We start from the raw sequence: 16,246 nt of genomic DNA, 5'->3' as shown, positions 1-16,246 counted from the left end.
AGTCGCGTGTCCCGATACAGCCGTCTTCAGCTGGCCGATCTCAGCGGTGTACCGGCGCGCACCATCCGCTACTACCACTCGCTCGGTGTGCTGCCGAAACCCGGCCGCGCGGGCAAGGAGGCGGTGTACACCGACGAGCATCTGGATCGGTTGCGCGACATCTCCGGTATGCAGGCGCGCGGGTTGCGCCTGGAGGCGATCCGGGAGGTGTTCGACGCCGAAGCCCAGCGTGGCGCCAACGCCGACTGGCGCTCGGTGCTCGATCCGCGGTATCCGGGTGCGGCGGATCAGTCGGTGGTGATCGACGACGACGAACTGTCGTCCCTGCTCGGCGATCGCCGCGCCGAGATTCTCGACGAACTCGTCGCAGCCCAATACGTCGAGCGGTGCGGGGAAGGCTGGCGCATTCCCGACCAGCCGATGCTCAAGGGCGCGCTGATCCTCTACGACGTCGGCACCGACATCACCCTCAGCGGTGCGCTGCGCAAACTCATCCGCGCCAGGATCGCCGATCTCGCCGACGAGATGGTGCGCACGTTCCGCGACGCGGCGGCGACGAGCTACGGCGGCGAGGGCATCGGCACGGACCTGAGCCGGTTCCGCGAACGTTTCCGCGCCGCCGCGTGGGAGGTCGGCGGCGCGACCTTGGCCGACGAGATCGAGCGCGCGGTCCGCGAACTGGACGGCTGACGGATCCGCGAGCGGTGTTCACTAAAGTGACACCCATGACGACGCCGCGCGCGAGGGCACGAGCCCAGACGATGGAGGACATCAAACGGATCGGCCGCGAGCACCTCGCCACGCACGGCGCCGCGGCGCTGTCGCTGCGCGCGGTGGCCCGCGATCTCGGTGTGGTCTCCTCGGCGGTGTACCGGTACGTGCGCAGCCGTGACGAACTGCTGACCCTGCTCGTGGTGGACGGCTACAACGCCCTCGGCGACGCCGTGGACGACGCACTCACCGCCGCGCCCGCCGATCCCGCGGAGCGGCTGCGGGTGGCGGGCCGCGCGGTGCGCGCCTGGGCGCTGGCCGAACCCGCTTGGTATGGACTGCTTTTCGGCTCGCCGGTGCCGGGATACGAGGCGCCCGCCGACCAGACCGTCGATCCCGGTGTGCGAGTGATCGCCACGCTGCTGCGGATCTTCGCCGACGCGCATGGGGCGGGCCGCTTGCGGGAGCCGTCCCGCCCGGTGCGCGTATCGACCGCGTTGGCGGGCAGCTTCGCCGGAGTCCGCGACGAATTCGACCTGGACGTGCCGGACTGGTTGGTGGTGCGCGGCGTCGCGGTGTGGAGCGCGCTGTTCGGCGCGGTGAGCTTCGACGTGTTCGACATGTACGGCCGCGACACCTTCGCCGACCGCACCGAGCTGTTCGAGCTCGTCCTGGACAACCTGCTGGACCTGCTCGGTTTCCCCGCCTGACCGTCGAACAAACCCCTCCCGCCCCATTGTGTGGGACTGACGGTCCCATATATTCTGGATCACAACACGCGAGGAGCGTGCGCAGTGCCGGCGCCCCAGCGCCGGCCGGAGCGAGGAGGCATCGATGACGCTGTCCGAATCGGTTCGTACCGGACTGTTCGATCGGGAGTACTGGGAGACGCTGGACACCCTGTCCGAGGGTTCGGTGCACCGGAAGTTCGACCCGTACCTGGACATCGACTGGGACGGGCCCGAATTCGCGATCGACAAGGACGATCCGCGCTGGATCCTGTCCCCGGAATTCGATCCGCTCGGCGCGACCGACTGGTACCGAAACCTGCCGCAGGAGCGGCAGATCGAGATCGGCCGGTGGCGCACGGCGAACGTGATCAAGGTGGGCGCGGCCTTCGAGAGCGTGCTGATCCGCGGAATGATGCAGTACATCATGAAGCTGCCCAACGGCTCTCCGGAGTTCCGTTACTGCCTGCACGAGATGACCGAAGAGTGCAACCACATCCAGATGTTCCAGGAGCTGGTCAACCGGATCGGCGTGGATGTGCCCGGCATGCGGCCGGTCTTCCGCGCGCTGTCCCCGCTGATCGGCGTTGCGGGCGGCTACGCGCACGTCATCCTGTTCATCGGCATCCTCGGCGGCGAGGAACCGATCGACCACTACCAGAAGGCGATCATCCGCGACGGCGGCAACATCCCGCCCGCCGTGCTGCGCACCATGGAGATCCACATCGCCGAGGAGGCGCGGCATATCTCCTTCGCCAACGAGTTCCTCGAGGCGCATATCGAACGGATGAGTCCGGCGGGTAAAGCGGTGTGCGCCTTGGCTTTTCCGCTGGCCATGCGGTGGCTGGCCGGGGAGATCATGGTGCCGCCGCGCTCGTTCGCCAAGGAGTTCGGCATCCCGCGCGAGGTGTTCCGCGAGGCGTTCTGGCATGGACCGCAGTCGCGCAGGATCCTGTCCGGCTACTTCGGCGACATTCGCAAGCTCGCCGGTGAGCTGGGTTTGATGAACCCGGTCACCAAGCGGGTGTGGTCGATGCTGCACATCGACGGCGACGCCGCGCGCTACCGGAGCGAGCCCGAACGCCGTATCGCGTAAGGCTTTTCGCGGCGCGTCAGGACGAACTGTCGACGCTCGCCAACCGGGTGAGTGCGGCGAGCAGCGGTTCGTCGGGGTCCAGCGTGAGACGGTGCGCCCGCGCCACCCCGTCCAGCACGCTCCACGTGTAACCGGCCAGCTCGGCGACGAGTTCGTCGCGGCTCATCGAGCGTTCCGGAGCGCGCGCCCAGCGCGACACGGTGGCCTCCGTCATGGACACGATGGCGAAGGTCATCGTGTCCGCGGCCGCCTCGTCCACCACGCCGACGACCCCGGCAAGGCCGGAGACCAGCTGACGGGTGCGTGCCGCGATCCGGTCCTTCAGGCTGCTGACGCCGTCCACGTCGTCGGGGTCGCCGAGCGCGGGACCGCGGCGCAGGAAGTCGTAGAGGCGCGCGTGCTGGTCGATCCAGTCCACGACCGCGGCGATGGTGCGGCGCAGGATCACGTGGATGGAGCCGTCGGAGATGTCGAGCGCGGCGTCGATGTCGTCGGTGAACCGATCGCCGATCGTCGTCCTGGTCCGCCGGTCGAGTTCGTCGCGGCCCGAGAATTGGCGGTACACCACCGATTTCGACAATCCGGAGCGCTCGGTGATCCGCTGCATCGAGACCTCGACGCCCATCGGCGTCTCTTCGATCAACTCGATCAGGGCCGTCACGATGCGTTCGCGCCGCCGAGTGTTGTGCGGCTGCCAGCGCGCCTGCCTGCCACCGGTGGGCTGCGGGGCGGGTGACGAGGACATCGGCACGGCTCGAGTCTAGAACACGGCCGAGATCCCGGGTGGTGTCGCGGATCTCGACACCGCGAGGTGGGGGATGGTCATGACCGCCGGACCCGCAGGGTGGTGTCGCGAGGGCACCGAGCCCGGCGGTCATGACGTGCCGACCCTAACCGAGTGGCGCGCGGTTCACTGGTGAATCGCGGTCGGCGCGGTGTGTCACCGGGAATCGACCGGGAACCGCGCCGCGAGACAAAAGTATGCGGTTCACATTTACGCAGGTCGGACGGCACACAACGACACGGCAACAAGGTGCCCGAAACTCCACTCTTGCGTAATTGCCCGGCGTATGCTCGCCGTCGTTCGATCGTGGGGATCCGCAGCGGAGACACGAGCTACGGACCGGAATCTGACGCGCGAGGAGGATGTGGTGACTGCCGTAGCTCCCAGGCCGGAGTCGGAACTCGAGGCCGTCCGGCCGTACCCGAGGCGGGTGGGACCGAAGGGCGCGTTCGTCCTGAAGTTGGTCACCACGACCGACCCGAAGGTGCTCGGCCAGATGTACCTCGTCACGTCGATGTCGTTCTTCATGATCGGCGGCCTGATGGCGCTGCTGATGCGCGGCGAACTGGCCAGGCCCGGCATGCAGTTCCTGTCCACCGAGCAGTTCAACCAGCTGTTCACCATGCACGGCACGATCATGCTGCTGTTCTACGCGACGGCCGTGGTGTTCGCGTTCGCCAATCTGATTTTGCCGCTGCAGATCGGCGCGCCCGACGTGGCCTTCCCGCGCCTCAACGCCTTCAGCTACTGGCTGTACCTGTTCGGCGCGAGCATGGCGACCGCGGGCTTCGTGACGCCGGGCGGTGCGGCCGATTTCGGTTGGACCGCGTACCAGCCCCTCAGCGACATGATGCACTCGCCGGGCGTCGGCGGTGATCTGTGGATCCTCGGCTTGGCTGTCTCGGGTCTGGGCACCATCCTCGGTGCGGTCAACATGATCACGACCGTGGTCGTGCTGCGCGCACCGGGCATGACCATGTTCCGCTTGCCGATCTTCACCTGGAACATCGTCGTCACCAGCGTGCTGATCCTGCTCGCGTTCCCGATCCTCACCGCCGCGCTGTTCGCGATCGCCTACGATCGCCACCTCGGCGGGCACATCTACGATCCGGCCACCGGCGGAGTGATCCTCTACCAGCATCTGTTCTGGTTCTTCGGCCACCCCGAGGTCTACATCATCGCGCTGCCGTTCTTCGGCATCGTCTCGGAGATCTTCCCGGTCTTCTCCCGGAAGCCGATCTTCGGCTACACGACGCTGGTCTACGCGACCCTCGGCATCGCCGCGCTCTCGGTCGCGGTGTGGGCGCACCACATGTTCGCCACCGGCGCGGTGCTGCTGCCGTTCTTCTCGTTCATGACCTTCCTCATCGCGGTGCCCACCGGCGTGAAGTTCTTCAACTGGATCGGCACCATGTGGCGCGGCCAGCTGACCTTCGAGACGCCGATGCTGTTCTCGATCGGCTTCATCGTCACGTTCCTGTTCGGCGGCCTGTCCGGCGTGATCCTGGCCAGCCCGCCGCTGGACTTCCACGTGTCCGACTCGTACTTCGTGGTCGCGCACTTCCACTATGTGCTCTTCGGCACCATCGCCTTCGCGACGTACGCGGGCATCTACTTCTGGTTCCCGAAGATGACCGGCCGCATGCTCGACGAACGGCTCGGCAAGTGGCACTTCTGGACCACCTTCATCGGCTTCCACATGACCTTCCTGGTACAGCACTGGCTCGGCAACGAGGGCTTCCCGCGCCGCTACGCCGACTATCTGCCGTCGGACGGATTCACCGGCCTGAACACGGTGTCCACCATCGGCTCGTTCATCCTGGGCGCCTCGCTGCTGCCGTTCGTCTGGAACGTCTTCAAGAGCGCGCGGTACGGCGAACCCGTCACGGTGGACGATCCGTGGGGCTACGGCAATTCGCTGGAATGGGCCACCACCTGCCCGCCGCCGCGGCACAACTTCTACGAGCTGCCGCGCATCCGTTCCGAGCGTCCCGCGTTCGAGCTGCACTACCCGCACATGATCGATCGAATGCGCGCCGAGGCGCACGTGGGCTGGGGTGCGCCGCGGCACGGCCAAGCCGTCGGCGAGACCGCAGAGGCCGAGGCCGGGGCCGACCGGGAGGTCTGATCGCACCACGAAGGCCGCGGACACCGCACGGGTGTCCGCGGCCTTCGTGCGTCAGGCGCGGCTGAACAGCGGCGCGACGAAATGCTCGAGCATGGCGCGTTCGTCGGCATCGTCGACGCCGGGGACGGTGAGCAGCGAGACGATCAGCCGGGTCAGCCACCGCGCCAGCCGCGCCCGGTTGCCGCCGATCGAATCCGGCAGGAAGGCGGCCGCGAGCGCCTCGATCACCTGCGAGGACTGACCGATCTCCACGGCGAGTCCCGCGTCGGCGGGCCGGAACCAGGCGATCAGCAGCGGTTCGGCGCGGACCGCGCGCACCGCGGTGAGCATGGCGGTCACGATCCGCTCGCCGGGATCGGCGATCCCGTCGACCTCGGCGACCACCGCCGCACCGACCCGCCGCGCCTCCCGGTGCACGAAGGCGAGCCGCACCGCGTGCCGATTTTCGAAATAGCGGTAGACCGTCGCGCGGGAACATCCGGCCGCCTTGGCGATATCGGCCATCTGGGTATCGGCCACGCCCCGCTCGGCGAACAGGCGTGCCGCCGCGTCCAAGATCCGTTGCGCGGCCAGTTCGGTGCGCTGCTCGGCCAGCCAGTCGGTGTTCACGCGCTCGCCACGAACGGGACGTTCACCGGCCAGCGCACGTAGTTGCCCTCCGCGTAGCGGACGCCGTCCAGGTCGACGGTGAAGTCCGGGCAGCGGGCGAGCAGCTCTTGCAGCGCGATGGTGGCCTGCATGCGGGCGGCCGCCGCGCCGAGGCAGTGGTGGTTGCCGTGGCCGAAGGTGAGGATGGTCTTCGGCCTGCGGGTGACGTCCAATTCCGCGGCGTCCTGGCCGAATTCGCGTTCGTCGCGGTTGGCCGAGGCGTAGAGCATCAGCGCCCGCCTGCCCGCCGGAATGGTGACGCCCTCGATCTCCACGTCCCTGGTCACGGTGCGGGCCATGTTCTGCACCGGCGAGGTCAGCCGCAGGAACTCGTTGACCGAATCCGGGATGAGGCTCGGATCGTCGATCAGCCGCTTGCGCTGGTCGGGGTAGGTGGTCAGCAACTGGACCGCGCCGCCGAGATTGCCGGTGGTGGTGTCGTTGCCGCCGGTGATCATGGTGAAGGCGAAGCCGATGATCTGCAGGATGCCGGGGATGTCGTCGGGTTCGCCGAGGCCGGAGGCCACCAGGTGGGTGATGGTGTCGTCGGCCGGTTCGAGGCGGCGGCGTTCGATCATCGCGGTGAAGTACTGCGTGAGCTCGCCGACGGCGGCCTGCGCGGAGTAGACGTTGCCGGTGGCCGAGGCGGCGACGATGCTGTCGGTCCATTCGTCGAACTTCGGCCGATCCGCGGCGGGCACCCCGAGGTAATGCGCGACCACCATGGTGGGCAGCGGCTTGAACAGCTCGACGGAGATGTCGCCGCCACCGGCTTCGCGCAGCCGCTCGATGCGCTCGACGACGAATTCCCGTACCGCGGGCCGGATCTCCTCGACCTGGCGCGGGGTGAAGCCCTTGGCCACCCGGCGACGGAAGATCGTGTGATCGGGCGCGTCGGTGAACACGAACGGCTTGTTCTCGCCGAGGCCGATCTTCTCCAGATCGTGGTAGTCGACCGTGATGCCCGAGGCCGAGGAGAAGGTCTCGGCGTCGCGCACCGCGTCGTAGACGTCGGCGAAACGGGACAGCACGTAGTAGTCCTCGTCGGGACGATCCGCCGGAACCACATGGTGGACCGGATCGTGTTCGCGCAACGCGGCGTACATCGGCCACGGATCGCGCCAGGTGTCGCCGGACCGAAGCTCGAACACGCCGTTGTGTGACAAACCTGCTTGCATATATCGACGGTAAGACAAACAATCCACTTTGTCTAGAACGTGTTCCAGCTGAATCTCCGTGCTTCTCGGCACCGTGGAGGGCCACTAGCAAACATCATTTGTCCCCGCGAAGTACCTCTACCAACTGTTATCGTCGTAGATCGCAAGCTCTTCGCAATCGAGTGGCAAAGCGGCCAGCCCGCTGGCCCGACCCGTTCCACGGAGGTTTCGCTGAGCACAGCCGATCTGATCTTCACCGGCGGCACGATCCTCGCGATGGATCCCGAGCACGAGGGTGCGCGCGCGGTCGCGGTGTCCGACGGGCGCATTGCCGCGGTCGGCGGAGACGACGTGCTGGCCATGCGCGGGTCGGGGACCGAGATGATCGAGCTGGGCGATCGCTGCCTGATGCCGGGCTTCGTGGAGGCGCACACCCATCCGACCCAGGATCAGATGTTGTACTCCGACACCGTGATCGACATTCGCCCGGTCACTACCTGTCCGAGCGCCGAGGACGCGCACGCCGAGATTCTGCGCGCGGTCGCCACGGCTCCGGCGGGCCGTCCGTTGATCTTCTACGGCTTGGATGTCTTGTTGCAGACGGGTTTTCCGGAGCCGACCAGGGCGTGGCTGGACGAGCTCGGACCCGACCGGCCGATCGTGATCTGGCAGAACTCGGGACACCTCGCGTGGGCGAACGGCGCGGCCATGCGCTTCGCAGGCCTCTCCGACGACATGCCGGATCCGGCGGGCGGGCACTACGTCAGGGACGACTACGGCCGGCTCACCGGCAAGGTCTACGAGGCGCCCGCCGTGCTGTCGGTGATCGGACCCATGCTCGCCGAGCAGCTTTCCGGCCCCGAACTGCTGGCCCGCGAACACGCCGACCTCGCGAGCCGCGGTGTCACGCTGTGCAGCGACATGGCCTTCTCCCAGCAGATGCGCCCGCTGACCAGCGCGCTCTATCGGCAGCGGCTAGCCAAGGTGCGGATGCGGGTCTACGAGATGGCCGATCCGGGCGGGGAGTCGTACTGCCCGTTGGAGAACGGCGACGACCTGTTCCGCCAGATCGGCATCAAGATCTGGGTCGACGGATCACCGTGGGTCGGCAACATCGACACCTCGTTCCCGTATCTGAACACCCCCGCGACGGCCGCCCTCGGACTCGGGCACGATCACCGCGGCCACGCGAACTACACCGCGGACCAACTGCGCCAGATCGTGGGCGCCTACTACCCGGTGGGCTGGCAGATCGCCTGCCACGTGCACGGCGATCACGGCGTGGACACGATCCTCGACGTCTACGAGAACGCGCTGGCTCGGCACCCGCGCCCGGATCACCGGCTGCGCTTGGAGCACTGCGGTGCGATGACCCCCGAACAGTTCCGGCGTGCCGCGCGACTCGGCATCACGTGCAGTTTGTTCGTCGATCACGTCTACTACTGGGGCGACGTGCTCGTCGACGACCTGTTCGGCCCCGAGCGCGGCGCGAACTGGGTGCGCACCCGATCGGCACTCGATGCGGGCATGCGCGTGTCGTTCCACAACGACTGCCCGGTCACCGAGGAGGAGCCGTTGCGCAATATGGCCGCCGCGGTGACGCGGACCTCGCGCAGCGGACGCGTACTCGCACCGGCGGAAAGGATCACCGTCGACCAAGCGCTGCGCGCCCAGACCATCGACGCGGCGTATCAGCTGTTCGCCGACGACATCACCGGGTCCCTCACTCCCGGCAAGTACGCGGATCTGGTCGTCCTGGATCGGGATCCCCTGCGGGTGCCGCCCGCGGAACTGGCCGACATCGAGGTGCGGGCCACGTACTTGGCGGGGGAGCCGACATTTCAAAACTGAGCCCTCGCATTTTGTGGCGAGTCACAAATATCTGGGACCGATTGACTCAAGTGTCACAATCCACGTTCGACCCGGCCCACGGCGCACGCGAATCCCGTTACGTTTGATCGCTGTGCAATTCCGGCCGGAAGGACCCGCTCGTGACCGCTCCCAACATGGCCGATCCTGATCTCATCGTTTCGGGCCGTCCGGTCTCGACGCATCTCAAGGACACCAGGACCCTCTCCCAGCGCATGGTCGGGCACTTCGTGAAGAACGTCGTGCCGTGCGGCACGCTGCCCGGCGAGGCGCTCAGCGGCGACGTAACCGCCGTGACCCGGGTGTGTCTGGAACTGGCCGTGCGGATGCTGGACGGCAACGAGGTCGGCGAGGACATCGAGCGCGTCGGAGCGGCCGCCGCGGGCTGGGCGCGCGAGGGCATTCCGATCGACACGATCCAGCACGCCATCCACGAGGGCTTCAAACTCGGCTTCGATCTGATCCTGGCCAACGCCACCACCCAGGACCACGAGAGCCTGGTGAACGTGGCCCGCCGCTTCATGGACATTCTCGACACCATCATCGCGACGGTCTCGGTGGCGTACGTGAAGGAACTACGCGCCGTGGTGAGCGAACACCACACGGCCGTGCACACGCTGACCTCGGCCCTGCTCGGTGGCAACAGCACCTCCACCATGGCCCGCGAATGCGGAATCCAGATCGCGGATTCCTACCACGTGCTCGCGCTCGCGGTGCCGCCACACCGCGACGAGCGGAATCCGACGCTGGACAGCAAGGTCGTCGCCCGCCGCAAGCTACGCAGGTTGCAGGCGGAACTGGCCACCCGCTGCGGCGACAGCGCGCTGTCGCTGTTGAGCGTGGACGGCGGCACCATCCTCATCCCGACCACCACCCTCGACGACGCGGAGCTCGACGAGCTGGTCGCCCAATTGTCCAGGGCCGCCCAGGTTCCCGTGCGCGCCAGCGCGGTGGAGGCGACCCCGGAACGCATACCGCAGGCCGCCGATCAGGCGCACGAGCTGCTCGACATGGTGCACCGGATGCACAGCGTGTCCGGCCTGTATCGCTTCAACGACTTGGCGCTGGAGTACCAGCTCACCCGGCCGGGCCCGGCGCGCGACTTCCTCGGCTCGCTGCTCGATCCGCTGGACGACTACCCCGAACTGCTGGAAACCCTTCAGGTGCACATCAGTACGAACCTCAACCGGCAGCGCACCGCGCGGCTGCTGCACGTGCACACCAACACCGTCGACTACCGCCTCAAGCGAATCGGCCAGCTCATCGCCTTCGATCCCACCCAGGCCTCGGGCCTGTGGTATCTGCGCTCGGCCTTGGTCGCCAGGGCGCACCGCACCGGAGACGTGCCCCCGCCCGTCGGCTTCGGTGAGCCGGACAACGCTGGTGGCGAACGGGAAGCCGTGGTGCACGACATCGCGGCGCCCCCGCGCGGACGACGCCCCTGACGCCGGCGCGCGGCCCGTGCCGCACGCCGGGCGGATGGGTCAGCGGGGCACGGTCACCGGATCGGCGCAGCTGGCGAGCGCGTCCACGAACGAGCATTCCTTCGGCAGTCGCGTCGGCAGGTAGTCGGCCGGTACGCCGCCGTTGGCGGTGATGGCGCGGTAGGCCGCGACGGCGTCGGTGGGGCGCCGGGTCAGCGTCGGGTCGGTCAGCGCGTCGACGGTGTAGAGGCCGAAACGCGGTGTGTAGGAGCCCCATTCGTAGTTGTCGGTCAGGCTCCAGTAGTTGTAGCCGATCAGATTCATGCCGTCTGCCTTGGCGCGCTGCAACCAGTAGACGGTGTCGCGCAGGTTGTCGGCGCGGGTGTAGGCGTCCCAGCGTGGCAGACCGTTCTCGGTGGGCATGCCGTTCTCGACGATGTAGAGCGGCTTGCCGGGAAACGCGCGCGAATAATGTTGCAGCGCATAGTAGATGCCCTCGGGCTGGAGCGGGTTCTTCCACAGCTCGGTGAAGTTCGTCATCCCCGTGAGGTTGTCGGGGGAGAGGCCGTAGTAATAGTCGATGCCGATGTAGTCCAGCTTGCCGGCGATCTTGTCGATCAGCGGCTTGTTGACCGCGTCCTCGGCCGCGGGGATGTAGGCGACATTGCTCGTCACCATGGCGCCGGGCTGCGCCGCGTGGATGTGGTCGTAGATCGCGTTGTGCGCCCGGGCGATTCGGTCGTGCATCGCGGGCACGTCGGCGGGGCCGATGCCACCGTGCCGAAGCTCGTTGAGCACGTACATCATCGGCTCGTTGAAGGTGACCCAGAGCGGGTCCGCGTCCGCGTACCTGTCGACCACTCGCCGGGCGTTGGCCAGCCAGTCCTCGACGATCGCCGGATTGCGCCAGCCGCCGCGGTCGACCTCCCAGCCGGGGTAGACCCAGTGATCGATGGTCAGCATCGGTCGCATGCCCGCGTCGCGGATCGCGGCGATCACGTTGTCGTAGAAGCGGAATCCCGCCTCGTCCCATTCGCCGGGCCGTGGCTGGAGCCGCGCCCATTCGATGCCGATCCGATACACCCGCACGCCGAGCTGGGCGGCCAGCGCGATATCCGAGCGGTAGCGGCTGTGGAAGTCGATGGCGTTCTCGTACGGGTCCTCGGTCTTGCCCGCGGCGACGTACCGCGACCAATTGCTGTCGGGTGCATCACCTTCCGACTGATAACCCGATGCGGCGACGCCCCACAGGAAGTCGCTGCCGAACGGCTGCACCAGCGCGGGCGGAGCGGGACGGGCGTAGGCCGGCGCGCTACCGCCGACGACCAGAGCGGCGGTGGTGGCTGCGAAGGCGGCCAGGACGTGGCGGCGACTGGGGGATCGCATCGAACTCCTGTTCCGAACGGGTGGTCGGCGCTCGTGGACCTCCGGCGCCGGAGGGCGCCGGGTCGGGTGGGACCACGGCGAACACTGTAACTGGTCACCCGTCCGTATCGGGGGAGGATCGCGGAGTGCGGTGGGGATTCTCGGCGGGGTAGGGGAGAAGTGGAACGGGCTGGACGAACCGCAGGGGAGGCGAGGTCGCAATCGACGATCTGGGGCTGCGCAAGGTTCCGCTGGTCAGACGTGAAGCAGCTGGCAGAACTCGGTAAACAAAATGCTGATACGTAGATATGCGCATCTATCTATATAAACTCACCTTGGCGCAAGGAAGGCACCACTCACGTACACGAAAAACATCCGAATGTGCCCAATCACCAAGCTCTTACGGCAAGGGTCGGCTCGGCGATCACTCCGCGACGAGTGCGGTGGCGACGAGGTATCCCTTGGGATCGCGCCAGGTGCGCCCGGGGTGATGGACGAACCAGTCTTCGACGTCGGCGCTGAGATCTGCGAGGATCGCGTCGCGGTCGGGATGGTCGGGTTCGATACCGCGGCAGCCGAAGATGGCTTCCGCGAAGCGAATCAGCGGCGCGGGGCTGTCGAAGACGAGGGCGTTGTCACAGCGCTGGACGCGTACGTCCCCGAAGATGTCGGACATGAGCCGGGGCAAGGTCTCCGAGTCCACGGTGCGCGGCGGCGCGGCGTCGGGTTCGATGCCGTAGCTCGCGGCGTGCGCGTCGACGAGTTCGCCGATGTACGGACAGGTTTCGGGGTGGTTGACGACGACCGCGACGGTGCCGCCGGGTTTGGTGGTGCGCCGGAATTCGTGGAGCGCGGCCGCCGGGTCCGGGACGTGGTACAGCATGTGGCGTGCGGTGAGCACGTCGAAGGTGTTGTCGTCGAACGGGATACGGCGGGCGTCGGCGCGGACGCCGCGCACGCCGGGGACGGCCTGGGCGGCGGCGACCATGGCTGGGGAGGTGTCGATGCCGAGCAGCGGGCCGCGGTGGCCGTACGCCACGAGCCGAGCGAGGAATCGCGCGTCACCGCAGCCGACGTCGGCGAGGTACTCCGCGCCGGAGAGGGCGAGTGCGGCGAGCACTTCGCCGCCCGGATCGTGGGGTTTTTCCGAGTAGCGTTCGTGGGTGTCGATCCGCACCCGCAGCGGCGTGGGATCGGCGTATTCGGCGTCGAGACGGCTGCTCATCGGTGCACGTCCTTCGGTCCGGTCGGCGGTGGTGACGCTCCCTTCTGGCGGTGAGCGTACTCCGGGAGAAGGTGGCGACCGCGCTTTTCCCGGCGACTCGGCCCGCCGATCAGCTCCGCGCGGACACCGTCGCGGCGATCGGAGGGGCCTCGAGTGCGGGGCGGGCCTGCGGTTCGTCGTCGAGGACGGGTTCGCCGAGGCCGATCTTGCGCTGGATCCGGCGCATCCAGGAGGGCGCCCACCAGCACTTGTCGCCGAGGAGTTTCATGACCGCGGGGACCAGCAGCATGCGCAGGATCGTGGCGTCGATGAACAGGGCCGCGATCATGCCGTAGGCGATGTACTGCATCATCACGAGGTCGGAGAACGCGAACGCCCCGGTGACCACGAGCAGGATGAGGGCGGCGGCGGTGATGATGCCGCCGGTGTGCGCGGTGCCGGCGCGGATGGCCTGGGTGGTGTCGGCGCCCTTGGCCCTCGCTTCGACCATGCGGGACAGTAGGAACACCTCGTAGTCGGTGGACAGGCCGTAGACGATGGCGATGATGAGCACCAGGACCGGGGACATGATCGGCTGCGGTGTGAAGTTGAGCAGCCCGGCGCCGTGGCCGTCGATGAAGATCCAGGTGAGGATGCCGAGGGTGGAGCCGAGGCCGAGCGCGCTCATCAGCGCGGCCTTGATGGGGAGGACGAGTGAGCCGAAGGTCAGGAACATCAGCAGCGTGGTGACGAGCACGACCGCGGCGATCATGTACGGCATGCGTTCGAGCAGGGTGTCGATGCTGTCCTCTTGGATGGCGGGCTGACCGCCGACGAGGAGGGTGAGGCCGTCGGGCACGTCGAGCGCGCGGAGGTAGTCGATCGCCGGTCCGGCGTTGTTGGAGTCGGCGAGGGTGGCGCGCATGCGGTAGAGGTCGGTGCGGCCGGGTGCGGAGGCGGGCACGCTGAATTCGCTTGCGAGCCCGGGTGCTTGGTTGACCTGGCGGTAGAGCGCGCCGATGGCGGTGCGGTCGTCGGAGACGACTATGAGCTGGAGTGGGTCGGGCTGGCGTTTGGGGAACAGCTCGTCGAAGTGCTGCTGGGCGAGGCGGGTGGGGTTGTCCGGTGGCAGGTAGGTCTCGCTCATGCCGCCGAAGGCGAGGTTTTTCATCGGAATGATGAGCAGGCCGAGGCCGAGGACGAGCGGGATGGCGACGCGCAGTGGCTTGCGCATGACCCAGTCGGTGGTGCGGCCCCAGAATCCGTTCTCGATCTGGGCGGCGGTCTTGGTTCGGCGGAATCGGCTGAGGCCGAGGCTGTCCACGCGTGGCCCGAGGATGGCGAGGGCGGCGGGCAGGATGGTGATCGCGCTGAGCGCGGCGAGCAGGACGGTGGCGATGGCGCCGTAGGCGAGGGATTTGAGGAATCCCTGCGGGAAGATCAGCAGGCCGCCGAGGCTTGCGACGATCATGGTCGCGGAGAAGACGACGGTGCGGCCTGCTGTCATCACCGAGCGCCGGACGGCGGTGCGGGTGTCGTGGCCCGCGGCGAGTTCTTCGCGGAAGCGGCTGACGATGAACAGGCCATAGTCGATGGCGAGGCCGACGCCGATCATCGAGACGACGCCGGTGACGACGAAGTGGACGTCGGTGAAGTCGGTGAAGATCCGCATGATGCCGTTGGCGCCCGCGACGGTGAGGGCGCCGATGGCGAGGGGTAGTGCCGCGGCGACGAGTCCGCCGAAGACGAAGAACAGCAGGACGGCGACGACGGGTAGTGCGACGACTTCCATGCGGTGCACGTCGTCGGTGAGGGTGTCGGTGAGGGTGCCCGCGATGGGTTGCAGGCCGGCGACTTGGACGTCGACCCCGGGAATGGATAACTCGTCCTTGACCTCTCGATAGTTGCGCGCCATTTCGGTGTCGTCGTCGCCGCGGATGGCGATGAGGACGAAGGCGTGGCGGCGGTCGTCCCTGGCGAAGAGGGGTCCGCTGGCTTTGCCGGTTTCGGTGGCCCAGTAGGCGCCGTTGATTCCGGTGATCTCGTCGGGGTTGTCGCGGGTGAGGGCGTTGAGGTGGTCGACGACGGTGCGGCTGAGTTCGGGGTCGTCGACGGTTTTGCCGTCGGGGGCGGTGATGAGCAGGACGACGTCGGATTCGTGGTCGCGGCCCCATGCTTCGTCGGCGAGGCGGCTCGCTCGGGCGGATTCGGCGGTGGGGTCTTCCAATCCGCTCGAGCTGAGGTGGTTTTCGATGCCGATGCCGTAGCCCGCGAGTGCGAGCAGTCCGGCGATGACGATGCCGAGTACGCCGAATCGGTAGCGGTGGACGAGTTCCCCCCATCGCGCGAACATCAGCGGTCTCCGCTGGGGCAGGTGTGGGCGTGGGTGGCCGGGTGCGGTCGGTGTGCCGATCCTGCTGTGCGGAAGACCAAGGGGCCGTGTCCTTTCCGTGGGTTTGCGTGGATGTCTGTCATCAAAAATACATACGGTGGTGAAATGAGGGCGTTTAACAATTGAATCCGTGGGTCCGTGGCTCGCACATCTGTGCGGTGAATGCCGGAGTTCGGCGTCGACCGGCGCGCGTGCGGTGTGAAGTGGACCGCTTCGGCGCTCGCGGGCGGACGCGGCCGCCGCGGCGTGGCACCATGCGGTTATGGTCTCGAATCCGTTGCCGACTCTTGCCAGGCGCCTCGCGCAGCAGCGGTGGGTGATGCGCACGGCGCCACTCGTGCTGCCGCTGGAGCGGTTCATCCGGTGGGTGACTCGCGGGCGGTTCGGCGTGCTCGATCTGGTGGGGCTGCCGTCGATCGAGGTCACGGTGGCCGGACGCAGGACGGGGATGCCGCGCACCACGTCGCTGCTGTATGTGCCGCGCGGCGCGGATTTCCTGGTGATCGGGTCGAACTGGGGCAGTGCGAAGCATCCGGCGTGGTCGGCGAACCTGCGCGCCGCCAGTACCGCGACCGTCGGGCATCGGGGCGAGCGGTTCCCGGTGCGGGTCACCGAGATCACCGGGGTCGAGCGCAAACGGGTCTGGGATCTGGCCGTGGAGTTCTGGCCCGGCTACGAGATGGAGTACGAGCTCTCCGGTGGCCGTGAGTTCCGGATCTTCGAATTACGCAGGGAGTGAC

At 67.6% G+C, this 16,246-nt stretch carries 13 protein-coding genes; 7 read left to right on the top strand and 6 right to left on the bottom strand.

The window, feature by feature from the left end:
- The first annotated feature begins 6 nt into the window (after positions 1-6).
- The 3 genes from NAM01S_RS01305 (at position 7) to NAM01S_RS01295 (ending at position 2,535) form a co-directional block, all read left to right on the top strand.
- A complete protein-coding gene (locus NAM01S_RS01305; RefSeq protein ID WP_245909841.1) occupies positions 7-690 on the top strand; it encodes a MerR family transcriptional regulator in 684 nt (227 codons plus the stop codon).
- A 35-nt stretch (positions 691-725) separates the two neighbouring features.
- Positions 726-1,421: a TetR/AcrR family transcriptional regulator gene (locus NAM01S_RS01300; RefSeq protein WP_067778133.1), complete on the top strand. Its 696-nt coding sequence runs from the start codon at positions 726-728 to the stop codon at positions 1,419-1,421.
- A gap of 124 nt (positions 1,422-1,545) precedes the next feature.
- Entirely contained in the window at positions 1,546-2,535 is a 990-nt protein-coding gene (locus NAM01S_RS01295) for an AurF N-oxygenase family protein (protein WP_067778132.1), read from the top strand.
- A gap of 16 nt (positions 2,536-2,551) precedes the next feature.
- On the opposite strand, the gene NAM01S_RS01290 is transcribed toward NAM01S_RS01295, so the two are convergent.
- On the bottom strand, positions 2,552-3,280 hold the full coding sequence (locus tag NAM01S_RS01290; RefSeq protein ID WP_067778131.1) for a TetR/AcrR family transcriptional regulator: 729 nt from the start codon (positions 3,278-3,280) through the stop codon (positions 2,552-2,554).
- 406 nt (positions 3,281-3,686) lie between these two features.
- On the opposite strand from NAM01S_RS01290, the gene ctaD reads away from it, so the two are divergent.
- Positions 3,687-5,447, top strand: coding sequence for an aa3-type cytochrome oxidase subunit I (ctaD, locus tag NAM01S_RS01285; protein ID WP_067778354.1), 1,761 nt, complete (start codon positions 3,687-3,689; stop codon positions 5,445-5,447).
- 51 nt (positions 5,448-5,498) lie between these two features.
- Here the strand turns inward: ctaD and NAM01S_RS01280 are convergent, their stop codons facing one another.
- Positions 5,499-6,056 (bottom strand): TetR/AcrR family transcriptional regulator, encoded by a 558-nt coding sequence (locus NAM01S_RS01280; RefSeq protein WP_067778130.1) that lies wholly within the window; start codon positions 6,054-6,056, stop codon positions 5,499-5,501.
- Complete coding sequence (locus NAM01S_RS01275; RefSeq protein WP_067778129.1) at positions 6,053-7,273, bottom strand: cytochrome P450; 1,221 nt, start codon at positions 7,271-7,273, stop codon at positions 6,053-6,055. Before NAM01S_RS01275 ends, NAM01S_RS01280 begins: the two co-directional genes overlap by 4 nt.
- 210 nt (positions 7,274-7,483) lie before the next feature.
- On the opposite strand from NAM01S_RS01275, the gene NAM01S_RS01270 reads away from it, so the two are divergent.
- Positions 7,484-9,103, top strand: coding sequence for an amidohydrolase (locus tag NAM01S_RS01270; protein ID WP_157107553.1), 1,620 nt, complete (start codon positions 7,484-7,486; stop codon positions 9,101-9,103).
- 140 nt (positions 9,104-9,243) lie between these two features.
- Positions 9,244-10,566, top strand: a complete 1,323-nt coding sequence (locus NAM01S_RS01265) for a PucR family transcriptional regulator (RefSeq protein ID WP_084482247.1) — start codon at positions 9,244-9,246, stop codon at positions 10,564-10,566.
- A 39-nt stretch (positions 10,567-10,605) separates the two neighbouring features.
- On the opposite strand, the gene NAM01S_RS01260 is transcribed toward NAM01S_RS01265, so the two are convergent.
- From NAM01S_RS01260 to NAM01S_RS01250, 3 genes are all read right to left on the bottom strand, one after another.
- Positions 10,606-11,931, bottom strand: coding sequence for a glycoside hydrolase family 1 protein (locus NAM01S_RS01260; protein ID WP_067778127.1), 1,326 nt, complete (start codon positions 11,929-11,931; stop codon positions 10,606-10,608).
- Between the two features lie 403 nt (positions 11,932-12,334).
- Positions 12,335-13,135: a class I SAM-dependent methyltransferase gene (locus tag NAM01S_RS01255; protein WP_067778126.1), complete on the bottom strand. Its 801-nt coding sequence runs from the start codon at positions 13,133-13,135 to the stop codon at positions 12,335-12,337.
- Positions 13,136-13,244: 109 nt separating this feature from the next.
- On the bottom strand, positions 13,245-15,467 hold the full coding sequence (locus NAM01S_RS01250) for an MMPL family transporter (protein ID WP_067778125.1): 2,223 nt from the start codon (positions 15,465-15,467) through the stop codon (positions 13,245-13,247).
- A gap of 301 nt (positions 15,468-15,768) precedes the next feature.
- Between NAM01S_RS01250 and NAM01S_RS01245 the strand changes: the two genes are divergently transcribed.
- On the top strand, positions 15,769-16,245 hold the full coding sequence (locus NAM01S_RS01245) for a nitroreductase family deazaflavin-dependent oxidoreductase (RefSeq protein WP_067778124.1): 477 nt from the start codon (positions 15,769-15,771) through the stop codon (positions 16,243-16,245).
- The last annotated feature ends 1 nt before the right edge of the window (position 16,246 follow it).

Origin of the sequence: Nocardia amikacinitolerans NBRC 108937, from assembly GCF_001612615.1 — a bacterium.
Lineage (GTDB): Bacteria > Actinomycetota > Actinomycetes > Mycobacteriales > Mycobacteriaceae > Nocardia > Nocardia amikacinitolerans.
The sequence above is the reverse complement of the archived record's forward strand: the minus strand, read 5'-3'. Positions and strand labels throughout refer to the sequence as shown.